The following is a 25,488-nucleotide window of genomic DNA, read 5'->3' on the forward strand; positions in this document are numbered from 1 at the left end:
AGCAGTGGTCAGGCTGCCGCGTTGCGCGGCTGGCGATGCTGTCGCCTGCGACGCAGTATCTGCGGCACAACAACCACTGCTGCGGCGGCAATCCACAGGCCGACTGATACGGGGCTGCTGTACAGCACCGACAGTTCACCGTTGGTAATCGAAAGGGCGCGACGCAAGCTCTGTTCCATCATGTCGCCCAGCACCACGCCAAGCACCAGGGGGGCCATGGGCACGCCGAACTTGCGCAGCAAGTACCCGATGGCGCCGACGCCCACCACCATCAGCAAGTCGAACGTACCGGCATTGATCGCGTATACGCCGATGTAGCTGATGCTCAGGATGCCCGGCACCATCAGCCAGCCCGGTACCGACAGCACCTTCGAAAACACACGCACCATAGGCACGTTCATCAGGAACAACAGCACGTTGGCGATGAACAATGACGCGATAAGTCCCCAAACCAGTTCTGGCTTGGTGTCGAACAGCACGGGGCCGGGCGTAATGTTGTAGAGCGTGAGCGCGCCCATCATCACCGCCGTGGTGCCCGATCCGGGCACGCCCAGGGTCAGCATGGGAACGAACGACCCGATCGCCGACGCGGTGGCCGCCGACTCGGGCGCGACCAGCCCGCGCATGTCGCCTTTGCCGAACTTGGCATCGGGGTCCTTGCCTTCGATGATGCGTTTCTCTTGGGAATACGCCACGGCGGCGGCCACGCTGGCGCCCGCGCCAGGCAATACCCCGACGCCGAATCCGACCAGCGAGCTGCGTCCGATGCTGCCCGCGGTAAAGGCGAGTTCCTTCAGGTTGAACAGTTTGCGGCCGCTGGGCTTGACCTCGACGCTGTGACCTGCAACCACCTTTTCCAGCATTTCCAGCATTTCCGCCATGGCAAACAGCGCAATAACCACCACAACGAAATCGACGCCGTCGGCCAGGTGTACCGATTCGAACGTATAGCGATAGACGCCGGAATTCGAGTCCACGCCGATCACGGAAATACCGAGGCCTATCATGGCTGCCAGCACGCCCTTGACCGGCTGCTTGCCCAGCAGGCTGGTCAGGCAGCAGAACGCGAACACCATCAGCACAAAGTATTCCGCGGGCCCGAACGCCAGCGCCCACCGGGCCAGCAGCGGCGCAAGCAGAACGATGCCTGTCACCGACACAAGAGCGCCGACGAAAGCCGACGCTGCCGACAGGGAAAGCGCCACGTTGGCCAACCCCTGCCGGGCCAACGGATAGCCGTCCAGTGTCGTCATGATGGCGCTGGCTTCACCGGGCACGTTAAGCAGGATGGACGTAATGCGCCCGCCGTATTCCGCGCCCACGTATACCGCCGCAAGCAGGATCAGCGCGGTTTCGGGGGGCAGGTTCATGGCGAAGGCGATCGGTATCAGCATGGCCACGCCGTTGATGGGGCCCAGGCCTGGCAATACGCCCACCATGGTGCCGATGAATGAGCCTATGGCCGCCACCAGCAGGTTGGTCAGCGAGAACGCGACGCCAAAGCCGATAGACAGATGGTCGATGATGCCGCTCATAGCAGATCCCCCAGCAGGCCGGCCGGCAACACCACATCCAGCACCTGATCAAACAGTACAAAGAAGAACACGCCCATGATCAGGCCGCCAACGGCGCACTTGAGCCAGGTGCCGCCAAACAGACGGCCCACGAACATCGTCATCAGCGTGGTGGCAAGCACAAAGCCCAACCACTGGAACAGGAAAGCGTAGCCGCCGGCAACCAGCACCATCAGGGCAATCCGCGAATTTGCGCCTGCGGAGTTGGCTTCGACCGGATTGCCGCCCTTGATGGCCAGGCGCAGGCCGCACAGGCCGATGATCAGCGCAATCAGCATGGGAAAGGCGCGCGGCCCCACGGGCTCGTACGCAAACGGCGCTTCGATGTCCCAGCCGGCCCACGTCATGAGGGCGGCCAGGACCAGGGCGGCAATGCCCAGGGTTCGATCGTTCATGATCAATATCCAAGAATCGGAGTGCCGCGCGCGCATCCGGACTACACGCTACTCGCGCCGCGGCACGGAAGATGGCGGCGGTCGCCGCCTGCGGCTTACTTCTTGATCAGGCCGAAACTGTCGGCCAGTTCGCGGTAGGCCTGTACGCGCTCTTTGACATACGCATCGAGCTCCGCGCCCGTTTTGTCGAACGGGAACAAGCCCTGCTGCTCGCGCAATTTGGCGTATTCGGGCGAGGCCATCGTCTTGTTGAAGGCGTCGACCCAGAATTGGTAGGCTTCGTCCGAAACTTTCGGGCCTACGTAGAACCCGCGGATGATGGGCCATTCGATGTCGTAGCCCTGTTCCTTGGCGGTGGGCACCACGCCCAGCTTGCCGGGCAGGCGCTCGCTGTTGAACACCGCCAGCACGCGTATGGGGGCGCCGCCTTCCAGCATGGTGAAGGCTTCGGCGGCGTCTCCCATGTAGGCCTGGATGTGGCCACCGCGCAGGGCCGTCACGGCTTCGCCGCCGCCTTCGAACGCCACAAAGCGCATTTTGCGGAAATCAACGCCAGCCGCCTTGGCGGTAAGCGCGGCTTTCATCCAGTCCTGGCTGCCCACCGTTCCGCCTGCGCCCAGGACGATCTTGGTGGGGTCTTTCTTGAACGCCTCCATGAGGCTCTTGAGGTCGGTATACGGTGAATCATTGCGCACCACGGCAACACCATAGTCGGTGCCTATGCCTGCGAGCCAGCGCACATCGTTCACGTTGTACTTGCCGAACTTGCCCTGGGCCAGATTCAACAGTGATCCACCGGAGAACGCCACGATAGTGCCCGGTTGGTCGGGGTGCTGGGCCACAATGTTGTTGTACGCCACGGCGCCGATGCCGCCGGGCATGTAGATGATGCGCATCGGCTCTTTCAGGGCGCCGCTCTGCTTCAGGCCCTCGGTCGCGAGCCGGCAGGTCAGGTCGAATCCGCCACCCGGCTGGGCGGGCGCGATGCATTCGGGCCGGCGCGGTTCTTCGGCGCCCTGAGCGGTCATGCCCGCCAATAGCGCACAAGCGCCCATAACCGCTATCACGCGGGTTTTCAGGAAGGATTGCATTACGGTCTCCGTGAATCGCTTTTTAAAAGTAATCACAGCAGCCGGGCACTGAAGAGCGGCCCGGGCCACGGAACAGAACCGTACCCAATCGAGGCTTTCCGGAAGCTTTCAGAAACCGGCTATTTCGTGTCGCACCGCAGCATCGGGAAAGGAATCAAGGGTAAACACCAATGCCGCCCGCAACCCCCCATTAGCGGCAAGGTTTTCCAGCACCATCTTTCCGCCGTGTATGTCGACGATCGTGCGGACAATGGCCAGTCCCAGGCCGGCGCCGGGCTTGTTCTTGCCCGCCGCGCCGCGCCTGAAACGCACACTGGCGCGGCGGATGTCGTCCTCGGACATCCCGGGGCCGCAGTCTTCGACGGTGACCCGTGCATAACGTTCGTCGGCATAGACGCGAACCGTCACCTGGCTTGCCGGCGCGGTGTACCGGATGGCGTTGTCCACCAGATTGCTCAACGCCTCGCGCAACAGCCAGTCAACGCCCTGGATACACACCGGCAGGCTCGACGCCTCCAGGCCCAAGTCCAGCTGGCGGGCCCGCGCCGCGGGCAGCAGGGCGCGGATCACGCTTTGGGCGACAGCGGTCAGGTCAACTTTTTCGGACGCCAGGCCGCCCTCTGCCAGCGATGCATCCTTGGCGCGCGCGAGCGCCAGCATCTGGTTGGTGGTGCGTACGGCGCGGTCCAGGCCTTCCTGCATGGCCAGCAACACCGACCGGACCTCGTGCGGGTCGGATTCCCGCAATGCGTAGGCTGTCTGGGTACGCAAAACCGACAAGGGAGTGCGCAACTGGTGCGACGCGTCGTCCAGGAACTGCCGCTGCAGCCTCGCCTGGGCCGCAAAACGGCCCATGTGGAGGTTTACGGCATCGACCAGGGGGCTGACCTCACCCGGGATGTCCGGAGCCTCTACGGGGCTTAAATCGTCTGCCGACCGGCTCTCGACGTCCTGGCGCAGCCGTTCCAGCGGCCGCACGGCCATGAGAACGCTCCACACCACCACCAGCACCACTATGCCGATAACGACGATATCGCGCTCCAGCGCGCGCAGCAGCGCCCTTTGCAGGAAGTCCTGGCGTGACTCAAGCGTTTCGGCCACCTGCACAATGACCCGCCCGCCCAGATTGTTGTACAGGGGCGGATCCATGGGCCGGGCCAGGGCCGCCACGCGCAACGGCACCCCCTGGTATTCCGCGTAAAAGAACTGGGGCTGTCCCGATATCAACGGTTTGTCGGGCATCGGCAGGTCCGGGTTGCCGATTTCGGCCAGCCCGTCTTCCGTCGCCACCCGGTAGTACACATTGCCATTGGCCGTGAGTTCGAAGAACTCGAGCATCAGGTAGGGCTGCTCCATGGCCAGCCCACCGCTGGCTGTGGATATGTTGTGGTCGATGGAGCGCAAGGCTCCCGCAAGCGAACGATCGTACGCAAGATCTACTTGTTGGCGCAGCTGGTTATTGGACAACCACAGGGCTGCCAACATAATGCAGACCAGCGCCGGCACCAGCCACCACAACAGCAGCGACTTCAGCGTGCGGGGGCGCGCCGGCCGCCACCCACGGCCGAGCCTAGCCTTCAACGGTGGCCTCCAGGCAGTACCCCATGCCGCGCAGGGTAACGATCTGCACACCAGTATCGGCCAGTTTCTTGCGCAGCCGGTGTACCAGGACTTCGACCGCCTCCAGGTTGATATCGGAATCGTCGGTCTGGATGCGGTCAAGAATTTGCTGCTTGTTCATCGGTTCGCCGCTGCGCTGGATCAGCACCCTGAGCACGGCATGCTCGCGTGGCGACAACTGCAAGGCCTGGCCACGCACGGTAAAACGCTGCGCCGACGTATCCAGCACGAGGTCTCCCAATGCCAACCGGGGGTGCTCGCGTCCGCGGCTGCGCCGGATCAGGGCGGTAAGCCGTGCTTCGAGTTCTTCAAGCACAAAAGGCTTGGGCAGGAAATCGTCCGCGCCTTCATGCAGCGTGCCTACGCGTTCGACCAATGAGTCGCGAGCGGTCAGCACCAGCACCGGAGTGCGGTCATCGCGGGCGCGGATCTTGGACAACAGGGTATGGCCGTCCATGCCTGGCAACCCCAGGTCGAGAATCACCGCGTCGAATTCTTCGATCGCAAGCCGGCGTTCGGCCAACAGCCCGTCATCGGCCCATTCGACCACGAAGCCGGCGTGGCGCGCCAGGCTGCGTGACAGCCACCTGGCCAGTTCGGCTTCATCTTCTACCAACAGGATACGCATAGGGTGAAATTTTGCCACCAGGCCCGTGGCGGGACGGGATAGATGTTTTTTCTCTTCTTTCTTCTTTATATAAAGACTAATGATTAATAAGGCCTGTGGATAACTCCATTAACTTGGTATTGCACAGAAAATTCAACGGCTTACGGCTATTTTTGACTGTGCAAGACTTCTGTTTAGCGACTTGGAGCAAGTTGAACAACTTTTTCGGGCGCCTGCCGAACCCTTGGTTGTTCATCCTGGGTCCACATACTGTACACAGTACTGCTTCCCAGAGGTTATCCACAGGCACGAAATTTTAGGCGGGCATGATTTCCACCCAGGGTGAATACTTACTAACATATCCTGCAATTCAACCGCAAGAACCGGAATTCTTGCGGTCAAATTCTGGAGTACCGTGTTGTCAAGCGAACTTGAAAGTGGTGCGAACATGGATGCCCCGCAGCCGGACACTGACTATACGACCGAAGAATCCAGATGGGCGGCTGTGTGCGCGCGCGATACCGCTGCCGATCCGTATTTTGTTTACGCGGTGCGCACCACGGGCGTGTACTGCCGGCCCAGCAGTGCGTCGCGCCTGCCGCGCCGCGAGAACGTATGCTTTTTCGATACACCCGAACAAGCCGAGGCGGCGGGTTTTCGGGCGAGCCGGCGCACCGCTGCCGACCGCAGCAGCGTCGCCGCCCGGCACGCGGCCCTGGTGGCACAGGCCTGTCGACAGATCGAGACTGCCGAGCATGCCGTGGATCTGTCCATGCTGGCCGCCCAGGCTGGCCTGAGTGCATTCCATTTCCATCGCATCTTCAAAGCCGAAACAGGGCTTACCCCCAAGGCGTACGCCACTGCGCATCGCGCACGGCGGCTGCGCGATGAACTGTCGGGCGCCAACACGGTAACGCAGGCCATCTACGATGCCGGATTCAATTCCAACAGCCGGTTCTACGAGGCCAGCGCGGGCATGCTGGGAATGCGCCCCAGCGACTACCGGGGGGGCGGCTGCAATACGGATATCCGGTTTGCCGTGGGTGAATGTTCCCTGGGTGCCATCTTGGTGGCATGCAGTCAGCGCGGCATATGCGCCATTACGCTGGGCGACGATCCCGATGCGCTCGTGCGAAATCTGCAGGACCGCTTTCCCAATGCCCGCCTGCATGGCGGCGACCCGTCCTTCGAACGCCTGGTGGCCGAAGTGGTGGGATTCGTGGAAGCTCCCGGGCTGGGGCTCAATCTGCCGTTGGACGTGCGCGGCACGGCGTTCCAGCAACGGGTGTGGGAAGCACTGAGGCAGGTGCCGGCTGGCGCCACCGTCAGCTACGCCGACATTGCGCAACGCATAGGCGCTCCCAGGGCGGTTCGCGCGGTGGCCCAGGCCTGCGGCGCGAATCTGCTGGCGGTAGCCATTCCGTGCCATCGCGTGGTCAGGCGTGACGGCGACATATCGGGATACCGGTGGGGCGTGGAACGCAAGCGCGAACTACTCAAGCGCGAAGCCGAACCGACCGTGGCGGACGCAGGCGCCGCCTGAGCGGCGCGCCGCTCAGCCCGCAAACCCGCCGCCGTCCAGAAACGCCTGCTCTTCAGGAGTGGTGTCGCGCCCCAACTCGCGATTACGGTGCGGGAAACGTCCGAACTGTTTGATGATTTCCAGATGTTCTTCGGCGTGAAACAGCGCGAGCGAGCCCAGCGGTGTGTTCTTTTCTACAGCCAGGCGCTGGTCTTGCATGTTCTCGGAATGCGAAAACGGCAAATAACAAAAGACGCGCATGGACGCTTCAATTTCGGCGTCCTGGCCCGACTTGAGCATGTTGCGCGCGTAATACCGGGCCAGCGGGTCGGTGGCATACATGTGGCCTGTGCCCCGAAACGCATTGCGCGGGAACTGATCAAGCAGGATCAGCAGCGCCAGAGTTCCGTATGCCGTGTCTTGCCACGCGTCCAGTTGCCGCCTTGCCGCGGCCATGTGCAGGTCGAGAAAGCGGGCGCTGAATGCCTGGTCGAACGCCGGGTCTTTGGTGAACCAGCGCTGCGGGCCGGCGTTGCGCCAGAAGTCCACGACCTGAGCAGGGTGTAGAGAAGTATCAGCCACGGTGGGTAGTGTCGTCGTTGCCAGGACGGCCAGCTTACCCAAGGCGTAGAAAAAGAACTAGTCACTTTGCCGTGCGGCAGCAGGTCGGCCGACGAATGTTCAGGGGTCGTACGCATCCGTATCTTGGGTGCATGGCCACAGAAGTTCATCGACCTGAGCAACCCGCTATGGAACACCCCGCTTCAACGGGCGCCGCAACCCGTGTGCTGATCTCCAGTACGTTCGCCTTCACAATCTGCTTTGCGGTATGGATGATATTTGCCGTGCTGGGCATTCCGATCAAGACCCAGCTGGGTTTGTCGGAAACCGAGTTCGGGCTGCTGGCCGCCATGCCTGTGCTCAGCGGCTCGCTGGTTCGGGTGCCGCTTGGCATCTGGACGGACCGGTATGGCGGACGCATCGTCTTCTTCCTGCTGATGCTGGCGGCCGTGCCCGCCGTATGGCTGTTGGCGTACGCGACCCAATACTGGCATTTCCTGGCGCTGGGGCTGTTCGTGGGCCTGGCGGGCGGCTCGTTCTCGGTGGGCACGCCCTACGTGGCCCGATGGTTTCCGCGCCATCGCCAGGGTTTGGCGATGGGCATCTTCGGGGCCGGAAATTCCGGGTCTGCCTTGACCAAGTTCGCCGCGCCCGCGTTGATAGCCGCCGCGGGCGGGGCGTGGGTCATCGTGCCCAAAGTCTATGCAATAGCGCTGTTGGCCACGGCAATCCTGTTCTGGGCAAGTTCTGCCACCAACCCGGCCCACAAGGTGCAACAGGAAACCAGCCTGCGGACACAGCTGGCCATGCTGCGCGACCCGCGTGTATGGCGCTATTGCCAGTACTACTCGGTCGTGTTTGGCGGCTACGTGGCGCTGGCCCTGTGGATGACCAAGTACTACGTCAGCGAATATGGCTTCGATATGCGGCTGGCGGCGTTGCTGGCCGCGTGCTTCTCTTTGCCGGGCGGCGTGTTGCGCGCCGTAGGCGGCTGGATCTCCGATAAGTACGGCGCTTACCGCACCACCTGGTGGGTAATGTGGGTGTGCTGGGTGGCGTTCTTTCTGCTCAGTTACCCGCAAACGCATTTCATCGTACAGACCGACGCCGGGCCGCGCGAGTTCTCGCTGGCGATCGGCCCCACTCTGTTCACGATCCTGATGTTTGTCGTGGGCATTGCCATGGCCATCGGCAAGGCCTCGGTCTTCAAGTTCATCTCTGATGAGTTCGGCCAGAACATCGGCGCCGTCTCGGGCGTGGTGGGCCTGGCCGGCGGGTTGGGCGGCTTCGTCCTACCCATACTCTTCGGCGCATTGCTGGACCTGACCGGCGTCCGGTCCAGCGCCTTCATGCTGATGTACGGCACGGTATGCGTGTCGCTCATCTGGATGCACTACAGCTTTCGTCCCACCCCTGTCGAACGCCTGCGGGCCGCCTGAGCCCCAGTCATCCCAGCCGGGCGCCTGCCGCGTCCGGCACATCTGAACGCGAGAACATCATGTCCAGCTATGTACTGAACCGCTGGGAACCGGAAGACCAGAAATTCTGGCGCAACACCGGCGCCCGCATCGCGAACCGCAATCTGTGGATTTCCATCCCCGCCCTTGCCCTGGCATTCAGCATCTGGATGTTGTGGAGCGTGGTAGTCGTCAATCTCGACAAGGCCGGATTCGAACTCTCGAAGAACCAGATGTTCTGGCTCACCGCCCTTCCCGCGCTGTCGGGCGCGACCTTGCGAATCTTTTATTCCTTCCTGGTGCCGGTGTTCGGCGGCCGCCGCTGGACCGCCATTTCGACCGCCACCCTGCTGATTCCCGCGCTGGGCATGGGCTTCGCGCTGCAGGACTCCACCACCTCTTACCCCACCCTGCTGGCACTGGCCCTGCTGTGCGGCCTGGGGGGCGGAAACTTCAGTTCCAGCATGGCCAACATCAGTTTCTTCTTTCCCAAGGAAAAGAAGGGCTTCGCCACCGGCATGAACGCGGGAATCGGCAATCTGGGCGTGTCGCTGGTGCAGTTCGTTGTACCGGTGATCATTTCCATGGGCGTGCTCGGCACGTTGGGCGGCGACTCGCAACGCTTCGTGGTAGATGGCGCCGAGCACCAGATCTGGCTGCAGAATGCGGGCTTTATCTGGGTGCCCATCATCCTGGCCTCGTCGCTGGCGGCGTGGTTCGGCATGAACGACATTGCCGACGCCAAGGCCTCGTTCGCCGACCAGGCGGTGATCTTCACGCGCAAGCACAACTGGCTGATGTGCTGGCTGTATGTGGGCACCTTCGGGTCGTTCATCGGGTTTTCGGCCGGCTTTGCGATGCTGACCAAAGCATTGTTTCCCGACATCGATCCAATGACATATGCCTTCCTGGGGCCGCTGGTCGGATCGCTGACCCGTCCGCTGGGCGGCTGGATATCCGACAAGGTCGGCGGAGCGCGCGTCACCCTGCTCGTGTTCGCCGCCATGATCCTCGCCGTGCTGGGTGTGCTCATGTATGTGCCCGGTCCGGCCGGCCCCGGCAACTTCACCGGCTTCCTGGCGATGTTCATTGTGCTGTTTGCCCTGACCGGCCTGGGTAACGGTTCGACCTTCCGCATGATTCCCGTGATCTTTCTGCACGAACGCACGGCCGCGGCGCAGGGGCGCGGCGCCGCTGCGCAGAAGCAGGCGCTGATCGATGCGGGCAAAGAGTCGGCGGCAGTGCTGGGTTTTTCGGGGGCCATAGGCGCGTACGGCGGTTTCTTCATCCCGCGCAGCTTCGGCACATCCATTGAACTGACCGGGGGCGTTGCGGGGGCGCTGTACTGCTTCATCGCCTTTTACGTCACGTGCCTGGGCGTCACGTGGTGGTACTACGCACGGCGCAATGCGCCCGTGCCGTGCTGAGGCATGGCCTGTGCCTAGTCATATCGGGCTAGCAAAGCCTAGTACGCATGGCGTGCCCGCCCACTACTAGCGATGAATGGTCACGCCAGTGCGCGCTCAATAAAGTGTCAAGCAAGATCACGCCGGACCTCCGGCGTACACGGAGAACAGAATGAGTCATTTCCTGGACCGGCTGAAGTTCCTGTCAAGGGTCAAGTCCACCTTTTCCAATGGGCACGGTGAAGTCGTAAACGAAGACCGCACCTGGGAAAACGCCTATCGCAACCGGTGGCAGCATGACAAGATCGTGCGGTCTACCCACGGTGTGAACTGCACGGGATCGTGCTCGTGGAAGGTGTATGTCAAGAACGGCCTGATCACCTGGGAAACCCAGCAGACCGACTACCCCCGCACCCGGCCTGACCTGCCCAACCACGAGCCGCGCGGCTGTCCGCGCGGGGCGTCATACAGCTGGTATGTATATTCGGCGCAGCGCATCAAGTATCCGATGATTCGCGGCCGCCTGATGCAGATGTGGCGCGAGGCGCGCAAGACCATGGATCCCATCGCCGCGTGGGAATCCATCAGCCAGGATCCGGTAAAGGCCAGGCAATACAAATCGGTGCGCGGACTGGGCGGCTTCGTACGTGCCGACTGGGACACGGCCACCGAGATGATCGCCGCGGCCAACGCGTACACCATCAAAAAATTCGGCCCCGACCGCGTGGTCGGTTTTTCGCCGATCCCCGCCATGTCCATGGTGAGCTATGCCGCCGGGGCGCGGTATCTGAGCCTGCTGGGCGGCGCCTGCCTGAGTTTCTACGACTGGTATTGTGACCTGCCGCCCGCCAGCCCGCAGGTATGGGGCGAACAGACCGATGTGCCCGAGTCGGCCGACTGGTACAACTCAACCTACCTGCTGGTATGGGGCTCCAACGTTCCGCAAACCCGCACCCCGGACGCGCATTTCTACACCGAAGTCCGCTACAAGGGCACCAAGACGGTGGCCGTGTCCAGCGATTTTGGCGAAATGGTGAAGTTCGGCGACATCTGGCTGGCGCCCAGGCAAGGTACCGATGCGGCCCTGGCGCTGGCCATGGGCCACGTTGTGCTGAACGAATTCCATCATGGCGGCAAATCGGATTACTTCCGCGATTACGCCAAGCGCTACACCGACATGCCGATGCTGGTGCAGTTGAAAGAGCGCGACGGTTACCTGGTGCCCGACCATTTCCTGCGCGCTTCGCAACTGGCCGATGCGCTGGGGCAGAACAACAACCCCGACTGGAAGACGCTGGTGTACGACGGCCTTACCGGCGATCTGTGTGCGCCCAACGGCAGCATCGGCTTCCGGTGGGGCGAGGCAGCCGTCGACGGCGGCGCCAGGACGGGACGCTGGAACCTGGAACAGAACGACGGCGGAAGCGGCCGCGCCATCGACCCCGTGCTCAGCCTGCTCGACAACCACGATGCAGTGGCCAGCGTCGGGTTCCCGTACTTTGGCGGCGAGCACGGCAGCGTACTGCAACGCAACGTTCCCGTGCGCCATGTGACGCTCGCCGACGGCAGCCGCGCGTGCGTGGCCACGGTGTATGACCTGCAGATGGCCAGCTATGGCGTAGACCGCGGCCTGGGCGGCGACAACGTTGCGGCATCGTACGACGATGACGTTCCCTACACGCCGGCCTGGCAGGAAAAGCACACGACCGTGCCGCGCCACCTGGTCATACAGGTGGCGCGCGAGTTCGCGCAGAACGCGCACGATACCCAAGGCAAGTCCATGGTCATCGTCGGCGCGGCGCTGAACCACTGGTACCACATGGACATGACTTACCGCGGCATCATCAACCTGCTGATGATGTGCGGCTGCGTGGGCAAGAGCGGCGGCGGCTGGGCGCATTACGTGGGCCAGGAAAAGCTTCGCCCGCAGTTCGGATGGGCGCCGCTGGCCTTTGCCGCAGACTGGTCGCGCCCGCCGCGCCACATGAACGGCACATCTTTCTTCTATGCGCACACGAGCCAATGGCGGCACGAGAAGCTGCCCGTCAGCGATATCCTGGGGCCTACCGCCGATGCGATGCGCTACAGCGATCTGAGCCTCATCGACCTCAATGCCAAGTCCGAACGCATGGGCTGGCTGCCGTCCGCGCCGCAACTCGAAACCAATCCGCTGGACGTGGTGGCGCAGGCCGAAGCGGCTGGCGAAGACGCCGTCGCGTACGCTGCGCGGCGGCTCAAGAACGGCGAACTCAACCTCAGTTGCGACGATCCCGACAACCCCGCCAATTTCCCGCGCAACATGTTCGTGTGGCGCTCGAACATTCTTGGGTCCAGCGGCAAGGGACACGAATACTTCCTGAAGTATCTGCTGGGCACGCAGAACGCCATGTTCGGCGACGAGGCCGATGCCATCAAGCCCGCGCAGGTGCGCTATCGCGAAGAAGCTGCCGAAGGCAAGCTCGACCTGCTCACGGTGCTCGACTTCCGCATGAGCACCACCTGCCTGTATGGCGACATCGTGCTGCCCACGGCCACCTGGTACGAAAAAGACGACCTCAACACGTCGGACATGCACCCGTTCATCCACCCGTTGTCCGAAGCGGTGCAGCCCCTGTGGGAAAGCAAGACCGACTGGGAAATCTACAAGCTGCTGGCGCGCAAGTTCAGCGATATCGGCGGCCCGTACCTGGGCAAGCGCAAAGACCTGGTGCTGACGCCGTTGCTGCACGACACTCCGGGAGAGCTGGGCCAGGCGTTTGAGCCGAAAGACTGGAAACTTGGCGAGTGCGACCTGATCCCGGGCAAGACGGCGCCCACCATGACGGTTGTCGAGCGTGACTACAACGACATCTACCGCAAGTTCACGTCGGTAGGCCCCCTGCTCGACAAACTCGGCAATGGCGGCAAGGGCATCAACTGGAACACCGAACACGAGGTACGCGAACTCGGCGCACTGAACCGTTGCGTCGAGCAGCCCGGCGTAAGCCACGGGCGGCCCCGCCTGGAAACGGCCATCGACGCAGCCGAAATGATCCTGACCTTCGCGCCCGAAACCAACGGCCATGTGTCGGTGAAGGCCTGGGAAGCGCTGGGCAGGATAACCGGGCGCGATCACACCCATCTTGCGGCGGGCCGCGAACACGACAAGATTCGCTTTCGCGATATCCAGGCGCAGCCGCGCAAGATCATCTCTGCGCCCACATGGTCGGGTCTGGAAAGCGAAGAAGTCAGCTACAACGCCGGCTATACCAATGTGCACGAGCTGATTCCATGGCGCACGCTGACCGGGCGCCAGCAGTTCTACCAAGACCACCGCTGGATGCTGGATTTCGGCGAAGGGCTGTGCGCCTACAAGCCGCCCATCGACACGCGCACAATCGAACCCATGCTGGGCCGCTACCCCAACGGCGAGCACGAGCTGGTGCTGAACTGGATCACGCCACACCAGAAATGGGGCATCCACAGCACCTATTCCGACAACTTGCGCATGCTGACGCTCAGTCGCGGCGGCCCGCATGTGTGGGTGTCGGAAGCCGAGGCCAGGCAGGCCGGGCTGGTCGACAACGATTGGGTAGAGGTATTCAACGTCAACGGCACACTGACCGCGCGGGTCGTGGTCAGCCAACGCGTGCCGGTGGGCATGTGCCTGATGTACCACGCGCAGGAAAAGATCGTGAACGTGCCCGGCGCCGAGACCAGCGGCATGCGCGGCGGCATACACAACTCGGTGACGCGCACCGTGCTCAAGCCCACCCACATGATAGGCGGGTACGCGCAGCAGGCTTACGGCTTTAACTACTACGGCACGGTGGGCAGCAATCGCGACGAATACGTCGTCGTGCGCAAGATGAAAAAGGTGGATTGGATGGAAGGCTCGCTGGCGCAACAGCAGCTCGAGGAAGGAAGCGCAAAATGAAAATCCGTGCCCAAGTTGGGATGGTGCTGAACCTGGACAAGTGCATCGGCTGCCACACCTGCTCCATCACCTGCAAGAACGTCTGGACGAGCCGCGATGGCGTCGAGTACGCATGGTTCAACAACGTGGAAACCAAGCCCGGCATCGGTTACCCCAAAGAATGGGAAAACCAGTCGCGCTGGAACGGCGGCTGGACCCGAACCGCAGCCGGCAAGCTCGAACCGCGCCAGGGCGGCAAGGTGAAGATCCTGGCCAACCTGTTCGCCAACCCGAACCTGCCCGCCATTGACGATTACTACGAGCCTTTCACTTACGACTACGAGCGGCTGCAGAACGCGCCGCTTTCCCAGACGCCGCCCACCGCGCGCCCCATTTCCGTGCTTACGGGGCGCAAGATGGACAAGATCGAATGGGGCCCCAACTGGGAAGACGACCTGGGCGGCGAGTTCAGTTCGCGCAGCCGCGACGCGCTGTTCGAAGGTGTGCAGAAAGAAATGTACGCCACCTTCGAAAACACGTTCATGATGTACCTGCCGCGCCTGTGTGAACATTGTCTGAACCCGGCATGCGTGGCCAGTTGCCCGTCGGGCTCGATCTACAAGCGCGAAGACGATGGCATCGTGCTGGTCGACCAGGACAAATGCCGCGGCTGGCGCATGTGCATTTCGGGCTGCCCCTATAAAAAGGTGTACTACAACTGGCAAAGCGGCAAAGCCGAGAAGTGCACGTTCTGCTACCCGCGCATCGAAGCGGGCCAGCCTACGGTGTGTTCGGAAACCTGCGTAGGGCGCATCCGCTACCTGGGCGTGTTGCTGTATGACGCCGACCGCATCGAGGCGGCCGCAGCCAGCGCAAGCGAACAGGATCTATACCAGGCGCAGCTCGATGTCTTTCTGGATCCGCATTCGCCGGACGTCATCGCCGAGGCGCGGCGCCAGGGCATACCCGACTCGTGGCTGCAGGCCGCGCGGCAGTCGCCCGTGTACAAAATGGCATGCGAATGGAAGGTGGCATTTCCCTTGCACCCCGAATACCGCACGTTGCCCATGGTGTGGTACATACCGCCGCTTTCGCCGATTCAATCGGCTGCCGAAGCGGGCCATATGCCGCACAAGACGGTGGGGCGTTCGGGTGTGATTCCCGATGTGTCCAGCCTGCGCATTCCCATGCGCTACCTGGCCAACCTGCTGACGGCCGGCGACGAAACGCCGGTGCAGCGGGCGCTGGAGCGCCTGCTGGCCATGCGCGCCTACATGCGCGCCGAAACGGTGCACGGCGAGCCTGACGACGCCATCTTGCGCGACGTGGGCCTGGATGCGGAAACGGTGCGCGACATGTATCGCATCATGGCTATTGCCAACTACGAAGACCGCTTCGTGGTGCCGTCCAGCCACAAAGAAATGGTGGAAGACAGCTTCAACGAAAAGGGCAGCTGCGGCTTCACGTTCGGCAATGGATGCTCTGGCGGCGTGTCCGATGGCGCGCTGTTTGGCAAGAAGGCGCGCGGCAGCGAGATCTTCATTGAAATGCCCAAGTCTCGCAAGAAAGCCGCCGCCGCATGAGGAACCCATCATGAGCCTTTATCGCATTCTTTCTGCTTTGCTGATGTACCCCGAGCAGCCGCTCATCGACGCTTTGCTCGAGATCGACGATGCGCTCGACGCGCATCCCGAGGCGCAAGACCAGTTGTCTGCGCTGACCGACTATCTCAAGACCCATAGCCTGATCGAGCTGCAAGAGAACTACGTGGCCACCTTTGATCGCCAGCCCGCGTGTTCGCTGCACCTGTTCGAGCACGTGCACGGGGAAAGCCGCGATCGCGGCCAGGCAATGGTGGACCTGCTGCAGGAATACCGCCGGCACGGCCTGGAGCCCGGCGCTGCCGAACTGCCGGATCACGTGCCGCTGTTCCTGGAGTTCCTGGGTGTGATCGAGCCGGCGCAGGCAGGGGCCCTGCTTGATGACGCCATCCATGTGCTGGCCGCCATCGGTGCGCGTCTGGCGCGCGACGGCAGCCCGTACTCGACCGTGTTCGCGGTGCTGCGCGGCATGACCGACGTGGTGCCGCGCGAGCAGACCGACCCCCCCGTGCGCGACATGGACGACGCGCTCGAAGTCTACGGCGTGGGTCCTGACGGCGTAGAACCCCTGTTGCCGATGGCCGCCGCGGGTACGCATGTCGTGCATTTCCATCTCCGCTCGCGTGGCGCTCAACATTAAGACGGGACGACTTCGATGAACACCGTGCATCAGTTTCTATTCGGCATCTATCCCTACATTGCACTCGGCATCTTTCTGCTGGGCAGCCTGGCGCGCTTCGAGCGCGAACAGTACACCTGGAAAAGCGACAGTTCGCAGCTGCTGTATCGCGGCCAGCTGCGCCTGGGAAATATTCTTTTCCACGTGGGCATCCTGGGTCTGTTTTTCGGCCACCTGGCAGGCCTGCTTACCCCGGTCGTGGTGTGGGACGCGCTGGGCGTGTCACACAGCGTGAAGCAGGGAGTCGCCATGGTGGCGGGCGGGGTCATGGGTGTCACCTGCCTGGCGGGCCTGGTCATCCTGCTGCACCGTCGGCTGGCGCACCCTCGCATCGCCCGCGCATCGCGCCCCGGCGACAAGCTGCTGTTGTTGTGGCTGCTGGTTACCCTGCTGCTCGGGCTTTCCACCATTGCCGTGTCCGCCGACCACATGGATGGCCACATGATGGTGCAGTTCATGACCTGGGCCCAGCACATCGTGACCTTCCAGGGTGACGCGGCCAGCCATATCGCCGATGCCCCGCTGCTCTTCAAGGCACACTTGTTCATGGGGCTGACGCTGTTCGTCATCTTTCCGTTTACCCGGCTGGTGCATGTCTGGAGCGGCTTTGCATCGCTGGGCTACCTGGGCCGCGCCTGGCAGCTGGTGCGGACGCGCTGAACCACGGCACACGAAACGATCATGCCCATAGTTGTCAACGGTGTAGAGCTGACAGATGCCGAGCTCATGCATGAACTGCCCCGCCACGGCGATGCCGGCAATCCTCAACGCCGCGCCATCACGGCGCTGGTGCTGCGCAGGCTGATGCTGGACGAGGCGCAACGCCTGGGGCTTTCCGCCCCGGCGTGCAGCTACGGCGATGACCACGATGAGGCGGTAATCGGCGCGTTGCTCGAATCACAGGCAAGCGTTCCCACGCCGGACGCAGCGGCCTGCCGGCGCCACTACGACGCGCATCCCGAACGCTTTACCGTGGGCGAACTGGTGGAGGCCGATCACATCCTGTTCCAGGTGACGCCCCACGTCGATCTGCATCGCCTGCGTGAGCAGGCCGAATCTGTGTTGGCAACCGTGCTGGCGGATCCGTCCTGCTTTGCCGAGCTGGCGCGCACCTGGTCGAATTGCCCGTCCGGCGCGCTGGGAGGCAGCCTGGGGCAGCTGGGGCGCGGCGATACCGTACCCGAGTTCGAACGTGCGATATTCGGCCCGCCCGCGGGCAGCGTGGTACCCCGGCTGGTGCAAACGCGCCATGGCTTGCATATTGTGCGCATCGGGCGTCGCGTGGCGGGGCGCCTGTTGCCGTACGAGCAGGTGGCGGCAGGCATCGCCCAGGCGCTCGCCGCGGCCGCCCGGGACACCGCGTGGCGGCAATATGCGCGCATGCTGGTGGGCCGGGCACGCATCGAAGGCATCGAGCTCGAAGGCGCAGACGGCCTTCTGGTGCAATAGGAGCCTGGCATGCCTGGCAATGCGGCGCTGGTGGACGGCCATGGCCGGCGGATCGACTACCTGCGCATCTCGGTAACGGATCGCTGCGACCTGCGTTGCACCTACTGCCTGCCTGCGCATTTCAAGGATTTCGACGCGCCCGCCCATTGGCTGACCCACGATGAAATGACGCGGCTGGTGGGCCTGTTCACCGCAATGGGGGTGCGCAAGCTGCGCCTGACGGGTGGCGAGCCATTGACGCGCGGCGGCCTTGCTACCTTGGCGGGCGCCCTGGCGGCGTTGCCCGGCGTGCAAGACCTGTCGTTGTCCACGAACGGCACGCGGTTGGCGCGACATGCCGCCGACCTGCGCGCGGCGGGCGTCAAGCGCCTGAATGTCAGCCTGGACACACTGGATGCGGCAGCCTACGCGCGCATTACCGGACGTGATTGCCTGGACGATGTTCTGCGTGGCCTGCACGCCGCGCGATCTGCCGGCTTTGCGCCCATCAAGCTCAACGCGGTGGTGCAGGCAGGAACCCCCGAAAACGATCTGGACAGACTGCTGGCCTATAGCCGTGCCCATGGGTATATCCTGCGTCTGATAGAGCCGATGCCCGTGGGCAGCACGGGCCGGCGCACGATGGGAGTCGATCTGAGCGCGCTGGGCCCGCGGCTGGCCGACCGTCACGGGCTGCTGCCCGTGCTGGCGGGCCGCGGCGCCGGCCCGGCACGGTACTGGGGCGACGCCGGGTCGCCTGCGCTGGGGGTGATCACGCCCATGTCCCAGCACTTCTGCGACGCGTGTAACCGGGTGCGCCTGGGCGCCGACGGCACCTTGTATCCCTGCCTGGGCGAACACGCCAGCGTGCCGTTGGGTGCGTTGCTGCGCCACGGGGCCAGCGACGCGCAATTGGCGCACGCCATCGTCGGCGCGATCGCCGCCAAGCCCGAACGCCACGACTTCACGCGTCACCCCGAGCGCATCGTGCGGTTCATGTCCCAGACGGGGGGGTGATAATAGACACTATCCTGCCCAAGCCCGTTCGCTGGCACCCGCAACATGCCTTCTTCAGATCCTCCCGTCGGCCCGGACGACCTGCCTACTCTGCGCGATAGGCTACCCACCCGCATCATCGCCAGTTCGCTCGTGGCCCTGGCCGTGGTGCTGAGCATGGTCGCGTGGACGCTCTGGCTGTCGTGGGGGCTTGAAGGCGCGGGCGCGGCGATCAATGACACCGGCAGCTTGCGCATGGCCGCCAATCGCGTGGCCGTCGAGCTGATGCGGCCCGACCCAGGGCGGGCGCAGGCCGATGAATTCCTGCGCGCCCAGGATGACACACTTGCGCTGCTCGAGCGCGGCAACCCGGCACGCCCGCTGTTCCTGCCCGACGACCCCGCCATTGCCGACCAGCTGGCCGTCGTGGCGCGGCAGTGGCACGACGTCATGAAGCCCGCGGCGCTGCGCGCGCGTGACGGCGGCGAGCTGGCCGACTATCTGCGCGCCCTGCCCGAATTCGTGGCCCAGGCAGACCACCTCGTGCGCATGATCGAACACGACAACGCCGGCAAGACCACGTTGCTGAGGCTCTCGCAGGGCGTGCTGGCAGGCATAGGCAGCGTGGGCACGGTGGCCATGATCTATCTGCTGTATCTGTGGATCATTTCACCCGTCATGCGCCTGCGAGATGGCCTGCGGCGCATGACCGCCGGCGAGTTCAGCGCCCGCCTGCCCGTGGAATCGCGCGACGAGTTCGGCGTGCTGGCGCGCGGCTTCAACTTGATGGCCGACAAACTCGAGAACCTGTATCGCGACCTGGAAAACCGGGTGCGCCACAAGACGGCCGAGCTCGAGGCCCAGAACCGCGACATTGGCGCGCTGTACGACATGACGGCGTTCCTGAACCAGCCCAACAGCATCGAAGCCATCTGCCGCGGGTTCTTGCAGCGGGCAATGAGCCAGTTCGGCGCTGCGGGCGGCACCATTCGCACGCTGGATCCTTCCGACGAACGCCTGAACATGATGGTGTCTGAAGGGCTGTCGCCCGAACTGGCCGAAGCCGAACGCTGCATGCGGGCCGACCATTGCTATTGCGGCATCGCGACGCAGGACGGCACGCAGATCGTGCGCGACATGCGCAAGCTGGCCCCCATCGAGGCCTTTCATTGCTCCAACGAGGGCTTTCGCAGCCTGGCCGTGTTCCGCATCGTTGCGCGTGACGAGGTGCTGGGTTCCTACTCGCTGCACTTCAAGACGCAGCGCGACATCACGCCAGCGGAAACCCAACTGCTCGAAACCCTGGGGCAGCACCTGGGCGTTGCGCTGGAAAACCGCCGCCTGGAAGCCCATGCGCGCCAGTTGGCAGTGGAACGCGAGCGCAACCTGGTGGCGCAGGGCCTGCACGACAGCATCGCCCAGGGCCTGAACTTTTTGAAGCTGCAGCTGCAACTGCTGGACGATGCGCTGGCGCGAGGCGACCAGGACGACGTTCGCGATATCGTGCCGCTGTTGCGCACGGGCGTCGAAGAAAGCTACCAGGACGTACGCGAGCTGCTGGTGAACTTCCGCACCAAGCTCGACCAGGGTGCGCTGCCCGATGCCATCGAAGAGGCGATTTTGCGGTTCCAGCGCCAGACGGGCATAGAGGTCGACCTGGACATGCGTTATGACACCGACCGACCGCTTGCGCCCGACCAGCAGCTGCAGGTGCTGTTCATCCTGCAGGAAGCCCTGTCGAACGTGCGCAAGCACGCAGAGGCGAACCGTGTACGGGTGTGGCTGCGCAATAACCAGGACTTCGAACTGGAGATTGCCGACGACGGCGTCGGATACGATCCGGACGAAGTCGGGCAGCGGGTCGACAGCCATATCGGGCTGCATATCATGCGCGAGCGAGCGGCTCGCCTTAACGCTGTGATAAAACTGTCATCCCGGCCCGGCGCCGGCGCCACGGTGCGGCTGGTACTGCCGCGCGACAAGCGCCGCGCCGCCTGAAGACGCTCGCTACCATGGCTATCCGCATCCTGCTTATCGACGACCACAGCCTGTTCCGATCCGGCGTGCGGCTGCTGTTGCAGCGCCAACCCGATTTCGAAGTCGTGGCCGAAGCGGCAGACGGGCTGGAAGGCGTCAAGCGCGCCAAGGAATTCCAACCCGACGTGATCCTGCTGGACCTGAACATGCCGGGGCTGTCGGGCCTGGAAACGCTGCAGTTGCTGGTGCAGGACGTGCCGCGCAGCAATGTGGTCATCCTGACCGTATCAGAAGAAGCCGACGAACTCAGCCAGGCGCTGCGCGACGGCGCGCGAGGCTATCTGGTGAAGAATATCGATGCCGAGGCCCTGACGACGGCGATACGCCGCGCGGCGTCGGGCGAGCCGGTGATAGCCGACAACATGACAGCCAAGCTGGTCGACCGTTTTCGCGAGCAGGCCGCGCAGAGCAACGGCGCGGCCGCGGGCGGCGAACGCACGCGCCTGACGGCGCGCGAACGGGAAATCGTGCAATGCCTGGCGCACGGCGCCAGCAACAAGGTAATTGCCCGGCAGCTTGATATTGCCGAGAGCACGGTGAAGATACACGTGCAGAACATCCTGAAGAAGCTCAACCTGACGAGCCGCGTACAGGTGGCCGTGTATGCGGTCGAGCATGGGCTGGTTTCGGATTGATTCGGGCCCTGCCAGTTCGCTGGCGCCAGCACGTGGGAGCCGCGAATATCCACTGCCTTATCGCCTTCAGGCAAGTGGGGCGACCAGTACCCGCACGTTCTCCAGCGCCTGGAATGGCGCCAGTTGCGCAGGGCTGGCGTCAGCGTCGGTGATCAGCGTCCAGACGCCGCGCATGGGCGTCCAGGCCTGCTGGCCGGCAAAGCCCAGCTTTTGCGAATCGGCCAGCACATAAACGGCTTCGGCACGGTCCATCATCTGCTCTTTCAAGTAGGCCTGGTCGGCACTGGCTTCGCACAGGCCGCGTCCGGCCACGATGCCATCGGCGCCCAGGAAAACCTTGTCGGCGGTGATGCGCCCCAGCGCGAGGTCGGCCAGCGGCCCCACTGTACCCATGCTGAGCTTGCGCACCTCGCCGCCCAGCATGGTGACGCGTATACAGTCGTCGCGTGCAAGGATAGTCAGCGCTTCGATATTGTTGGTGACGACATGCAGTCGGTCACGGCCGCGTAGCATGCGTGCCAGCGCCGCGGTGGTCGTGCCAGCATCCAGCAGCAGCGTGTCTCCGTCCTGGATCTGCCGTAGCGCCAGCGCAGCGATGGCCTCTTTTTGTGGGCGCTGGATGAACATGCGTTCGTTCAGCGTGTGCTCGCGGCGGTCGTGGGAAACGTATGCAGCGCCGCCATACGTGCGCAGTAGCCGCCCTTGCGCGGCCAGATGGGCGAGGTCGCGCCGGATGGTCGAAATCGATACCCGCAGGTTGTGGCTGAGTTCCTCGACGTCGTTGATGCCTTCGTGCACCAATTGAGTGATGCGCTGCTGGCGCTCGCGGGTTTTGCTGGACGACATTGGAGGCCTCGCCGGCATGGGTATATGGAAGGTCGGATGCAGTCGCTGCGGTTGCGTTCTATGCGCAACTATGCGGGCATTTTGCCTGGAACATGATCGTTTCAATCAATATTTCGTATAACAAAAGGCAGCCAACGATAGTTTTGATCGAAACGCGCAGAATTTCGTTGACATGACAAAACCTCGCGTGCGACGATGGTCAAAAAATGTGCAGGGCGGCGACCCAACAGCCAGCCCCACAAGGAGACAATCATGAAAACGCAAGCCAAGGCGTTTGTGCTATGCGCCGCCACCCTGATGGTGTCTTGCCTGCCGGCCATTGCTGCGCCGCAGGCCGACTGGAAGTTCTTCACCTACTTTGCCGCCAACGATAAGCCTACGCTGTTGCACAAAGCGTTCGCCGAGGACGTGACGAAGGCCAGCCAGGGCCGCTTGAACATCCAGGTATATGCGTCCGGTGAATTGCCTTACAAGGCGTCGGACGTATTGCGCGCGGTGGCGCGCAACCAAGTGCAAATCGGAGACGTTGCGTTCGGCTTCGTGGCAGGCGATGTGCCGCAGCTCAATGCCTTGTCTATGCCATTCTCGTGTACATCGATAGACAAGTTCTACGACAAGGCTGCGCCAGCCATGGAGAAGGACATCAACGACGTGCTGGGCGGAAAGTTCAAGACGCAATCCATCATGCAATGGGTGATGCCGCCGCAACAATTATGGCTGGTCAAGCCTATTGATGACATCGAAGGGCTCAAGGGCCTGAAGGTGCGCGCCTGGAACCGCGAGCAGGTCGACATGATGGCGGCGCTGGGGGGCGCCGGTGTGACGGTGACGCCCGCCGAAGTGATCCCTTCTTTGCAACGCAAGGTGGTCGACGGCGCCTTCACGGCGGCTGTGCCGGCGTTGGACTGGAAGTTCAACGAAGTGACGAAAATGGGCTATATGCTCAACCTGACGCTCGCTCACCAGGCCATGGTGGTGAACCAGAAGGCGTTGCAGGGCTTGCCCGATGACCTGCAGAAACTGCTGGCCGACAAGGCCGCGGAGTGGGCGCCGAAGTACCGTGCCGCCATGATAGAAGCAGATCGCGATGCGCGTCGCCAGCTGCAGGAAAAAGGCATGACGCTGCAGGATGTCAGCTCGGCCGATATGGAAAAGCTGCGCGCTGCCACGCGCCCGATCGGCGAAGCGTGGGCGGCCAAGAACGGCGATCTGGCCGCCAAGATGCTGGCCGGCGCCATCGATGCCTGCCGCTGATCCACGCGCCCCCATGAAGGCCGTTGCGCCGCCCGACAGGCTCGGCCGTGCGCTGGACCGCCTGGGGTCGGGCGCGCTGACCGCATCGGCCTGCATGCTGCTCTTGATGATGGTCCTGATGTGTGTGGAGATCGCCGCGCGCCTGTTCTTCAAGACATCGATTCAGATATCGGAAGAGTACAGCGGCTATCTGTTCACCTGGGCCACGATGGGCGGCTTTCTGTATGCCCAACGGTCGGACCGATTCCTGCGTGTGGATGCGCTGCGCAACGCGCTTCCCGTGCGAGTGCGCGCCGCTGTCGATGGGCTGGCTGCGTTGGCCGGCGCAGTGCTTTCACTGATTCTGCTGGAGGCGACGTGGCACACCTTTTACAGTAGCGTTCTGTTTGAAACCACGTCCATGCAGTATTCCGAAACGCCGCTGTATCTGCCCCAGGTGATCATGCCCGTGGGGTTCGCGTTGCTGACCCTGGCGTTCCTGCACACCGCGTTTGCGCAGTGGCGCGCCGCGTGCGGACTTGCGCCCGTGCCCCAGCCGATGGTGATTGCCGCCGATTCGCCAAAGGCGGTGCAGGAATGAGCTGGCAGGCGACGCTGGGCATCTATGGCGTGATGTTGCTGGCCACCCTGGTTGGGGGCGTAGGCATAGGCATCAGTATCGGGCTGGTGGGCATCGTCGGCATCACCTTGGTGGCCGGCACTGACCTCTGGTTGTCGCTCGGCGACATCGTTTGGAACACCACCAATAACTTCACGCTGGTCTCGATACCGCTGTTCGTGCTGATGGGCGAAGTCATCCTGCGCAGCGGCATCGCCGGACGTTTTTATTCCGGCGTGGCGGTGCTGCTGCGCTGGCTGCCCGGTGGCCTGGCCCAGACCAACATTATCGGTTGCGCGATCTTCTCGGCCATCGCGGGTTCTTCCGTGGCTACTGCCATGACCGTGGGCTCGGTGGCTATTCCAGAAATGCGCAAGCGGGGCTATGCGGACAGCCTGACGCTGGGCACGCTAACGGGCGGCGGCTGCCTGGGCATACTGATTCCACCGTCGATTCCACTGATTGTCTATGCGTCCATGACGCAGGTATCACTGCTGGACCTGTTCATGGCGGGTGTGATTCCGGGTTTGCTGATGGCGGCCATTTTCATGGCGTACGTGGCCTTGCGGGTTGCCCTGGACCCGGCACTGGCGCCTCGCGACGTCGAGCGCCCCACTTCCCAACAGGTGGCGCAGGCGGCGCGGGATGTCTTGCCGGTGGTAGGCTTGATTGCCGCTGTGATCGGCAGCATGTATTTCGGAGTCGTGACGCCGACAGAAGCCGCAGCGTTGGGATGTCTGTTTGCCCTGGTCCTGGCGGCGGCCTACCGGGTGCTGACGCGCGCCCGCCTGATGCACGCACTGGTCAATGCGGCGATCACCAGCGGCGTGGTGATGTTCATCACCATCAACGCGCAGATTCTCAATTTCGCCATCGTGACCTCGGGCGTCGGCCAGGGGCTTGCCAACGGCATGGTCGACCTGGGGCTGACGCCATTTGCGTTCTTCCTGGTGTTGCTGGTGGTGTATCTGGTGGTGGGCATGTTCATCGACGGGTTGTCGATCATGTTGCTGACAGTACCCATTCTGTATTCGTCGTTCATGGCCATGGGTTTTGACGGCGTCTGGACAGGCATCATCATTGTCGTGTTCATCGAACTGGGCGCGCTGACGCCGCCCATGGGCCTGAACCTGTTTGCGGTGCAATCAATCGCCAGTGATACTCGACTGGGTGCCGTGGCACGCGCCTCCATGCCATTTGCGCTGATCATTGTGGCGTTCGCCTTCTTGCTGTATGCCTTCCCCGGCATCGCCCTGTGGCTGCCGTCGATGATGAAAGGAGCGTAA

General features: G+C 63.2%; 21 protein-coding genes. 14 read left to right on the forward strand and 7 right to left on the reverse strand.

All coding sequences use genetic code 11. The features are described 5' to 3' along the window. Positions 1-8 precede the first annotated feature (8 nt). From CAL18_RS18315 to CAL18_RS18335, 5 genes are all read right to left on the reverse strand, one after another. A complete protein-coding gene (locus tag CAL18_RS18315; protein WP_026640537.1) occupies positions 9-1,535 on the reverse strand; it encodes a tripartite tricarboxylate transporter permease in 1,527 nt (508 codons plus the stop codon). Continuing rightward, positions 1,532-1,969 (reverse strand): tripartite tricarboxylate transporter TctB family protein, encoded by a 438-nt coding sequence (locus tag CAL18_RS18320; protein WP_026640538.1) that lies wholly within the window; start codon positions 1,967-1,969, stop codon positions 1,532-1,534. The genes CAL18_RS18315 and CAL18_RS18320 overlap by 4 nt, the downstream gene beginning before the upstream one ends. Positions 1,970-2,064: 95 nt before the next feature. Next, positions 2,065-3,060 carry a Bug family tripartite tricarboxylate transporter substrate binding protein gene (locus CAL18_RS18325; protein ID WP_094818471.1) on the reverse strand — a complete coding sequence of 332 codons (996 nt, stop codon included), beginning with the start codon at positions 3,058-3,060 and terminating at the stop codon, positions 2,065-2,067. Between the two features lie 108 nt (positions 3,061-3,168). After that, the gene (locus CAL18_RS18330; RefSeq protein WP_051423849.1) at positions 3,169-4,545 is read right to left on the reverse strand and encodes a sensor histidine kinase; all 1,377 of its coding nucleotides are present in this window, start codon (positions 4,543-4,545) and stop codon (positions 3,169-3,171) included. Between the two features lie 85 nt (positions 4,546-4,630). Next, positions 4,631-5,308 carry a response regulator gene (locus CAL18_RS18335; protein WP_026640541.1) on the reverse strand — a complete coding sequence of 226 codons (678 nt, stop codon included), beginning with the start codon at positions 5,306-5,308 and terminating at the stop codon, positions 4,631-4,633. 427 nt (positions 5,309-5,735) lie between these two features. Here CAL18_RS18335 and ada point away from each other — a divergent pair, with 427 nt between their 5' ends. Beyond that, complete coding sequence (gene ada / locus CAL18_RS18340) at positions 5,736-6,830, forward strand: bifunctional DNA-binding transcriptional regulator/O6-methylguanine-DNA methyltransferase Ada (RefSeq protein WP_094818472.1); 1,095 nt, start codon at positions 5,736-5,738, stop codon at positions 6,828-6,830. Between the two features lie 12 nt (positions 6,831-6,842). Here the strand turns inward: ada and CAL18_RS18345 are convergent, their stop codons facing one another. Continuing rightward, positions 6,843-7,391, reverse strand: coding sequence for a DUF924 family protein (locus tag CAL18_RS18345; protein ID WP_094818473.1), 549 nt, complete (start codon positions 7,389-7,391; stop codon positions 6,843-6,845). A 167-nt stretch (positions 7,392-7,558) separates the two neighbouring features. On the opposite strand from CAL18_RS18345, the gene CAL18_RS18350 reads away from it, so the two are divergent. The 10 genes from CAL18_RS18350 to CAL18_RS18395 all read left to right on the forward strand — a co-directional run bounded on the left by CAL18_RS18350 (position 7,559) and on the right by CAL18_RS18395 (position 21,504). Further along, positions 7,559-8,809: an MFS transporter gene (locus CAL18_RS18350; RefSeq protein ID WP_094818474.1), complete on the forward strand. Its 1,251-nt coding sequence runs from the start codon at positions 7,559-7,561 to the stop codon at positions 8,807-8,809. Between the two features lie 59 nt (positions 8,810-8,868). Then, positions 8,869-10,254: a NarK family nitrate/nitrite MFS transporter gene (locus tag CAL18_RS18355; protein WP_026640545.1), complete on the forward strand. Its 1,386-nt coding sequence runs from the start codon at positions 8,869-8,871 to the stop codon at positions 10,252-10,254. Positions 10,255-10,405: 151 nt separating this feature from the next. Further along, positions 10,406-14,149, forward strand: a complete 3,744-nt coding sequence (locus CAL18_RS18360) for a nitrate reductase subunit alpha (protein ID WP_094818475.1) — start codon at positions 10,406-10,408, stop codon at positions 14,147-14,149. After that, positions 14,146-15,711 (forward strand): nitrate reductase subunit beta, encoded by a 1,566-nt coding sequence (gene narH / locus CAL18_RS18365; RefSeq protein ID WP_026640547.1) that lies wholly within the window; start codon positions 14,146-14,148, stop codon positions 15,709-15,711. Before CAL18_RS18360 ends, narH begins: the two co-directional genes overlap by 4 nt. A gap of 10 nt (positions 15,712-15,721) precedes the next feature. Next, positions 15,722-16,369, forward strand: a complete 648-nt coding sequence (narJ, locus tag CAL18_RS18370) for a nitrate reductase molybdenum cofactor assembly chaperone (RefSeq protein ID WP_094818476.1) — start codon at positions 15,722-15,724, stop codon at positions 16,367-16,369. A 15-nt stretch (positions 16,370-16,384) separates the two neighbouring features. Beyond that, positions 16,385-17,068, forward strand: a complete 684-nt coding sequence (gene narI, locus CAL18_RS18375) for a respiratory nitrate reductase subunit gamma (protein ID WP_026640549.1) — start codon at positions 16,385-16,387, stop codon at positions 17,066-17,068. A gap of 21 nt (positions 17,069-17,089) precedes the next feature. Further along, the gene (locus CAL18_RS18380) at positions 17,090-17,857 is read left to right on the forward strand and encodes a peptidylprolyl isomerase (RefSeq protein ID WP_094797624.1); all 768 of its coding nucleotides are present in this window, start codon (positions 17,090-17,092) and stop codon (positions 17,855-17,857) included. A gap of 9 nt (positions 17,858-17,866) precedes the next feature. Next, positions 17,867-18,853, forward strand: coding sequence for a GTP 3',8-cyclase MoaA (gene moaA, locus CAL18_RS18385; RefSeq protein ID WP_094818477.1), 987 nt, complete (start codon positions 17,867-17,869; stop codon positions 18,851-18,853). Positions 18,854-18,898: 45 nt separating this feature from the next. After that, positions 18,899-20,830 carry a type IV pili methyl-accepting chemotaxis transducer N-terminal domain-containing protein gene (locus CAL18_RS18390; protein ID WP_026640552.1) on the forward strand — a complete coding sequence of 644 codons (1,932 nt, stop codon included), beginning with the start codon at positions 18,899-18,901 and terminating at the stop codon, positions 20,828-20,830. A gap of 14 nt (positions 20,831-20,844) precedes the next feature. Next, a complete protein-coding gene (locus CAL18_RS18395) occupies positions 20,845-21,504 on the forward strand; it encodes a response regulator (protein WP_026640553.1) in 660 nt (219 codons plus the stop codon). A gap of 66 nt (positions 21,505-21,570) precedes the next feature. Here the strand turns inward: CAL18_RS18395 and CAL18_RS18400 are convergent, their stop codons facing one another. Then, entirely contained in the window at positions 21,571-22,350 is a 780-nt protein-coding gene (locus tag CAL18_RS18400; RefSeq protein WP_026640554.1) for a DeoR/GlpR family DNA-binding transcription regulator, read from the reverse strand. A 252-nt stretch (positions 22,351-22,602) separates the two neighbouring features. Here CAL18_RS18400 and dctP point away from each other — a divergent pair, with 252 nt between their 5' ends. The 3 genes from dctP to CAL18_RS18415 are packed head-to-tail and all read left to right on the forward strand — an operon-like array spanning position 22,603 to position 25,488. Further along, positions 22,603-23,604 carry a TRAP transporter substrate-binding protein DctP gene (dctP, locus tag CAL18_RS18405; protein ID WP_026640555.1) on the forward strand — a complete coding sequence of 334 codons (1,002 nt, stop codon included), beginning with the start codon at positions 22,603-22,605 and terminating at the stop codon, positions 23,602-23,604. Then, complete coding sequence (locus tag CAL18_RS18410; protein ID WP_170940390.1) at positions 23,591-24,184, forward strand: TRAP transporter small permease; 594 nt, start codon at positions 23,591-23,593, stop codon at positions 24,182-24,184. Before dctP ends, CAL18_RS18410 begins: the two co-directional genes overlap by 14 nt. Continuing rightward, positions 24,181-25,488 (forward strand): TRAP transporter large permease, encoded by a 1,308-nt coding sequence (locus CAL18_RS18415; RefSeq protein ID WP_094818479.1) that lies wholly within the window; start codon positions 24,181-24,183, stop codon positions 25,486-25,488. Before CAL18_RS18410 ends, CAL18_RS18415 begins: the two co-directional genes overlap by 4 nt.

Origin of the sequence: Bordetella genomosp. 7, from assembly GCF_002261415.1 — a bacterium.
Taxonomy (GTDB): Bacteria; Pseudomonadota; Gammaproteobacteria; order Burkholderiales; family Burkholderiaceae_B; genus Bordetella_A.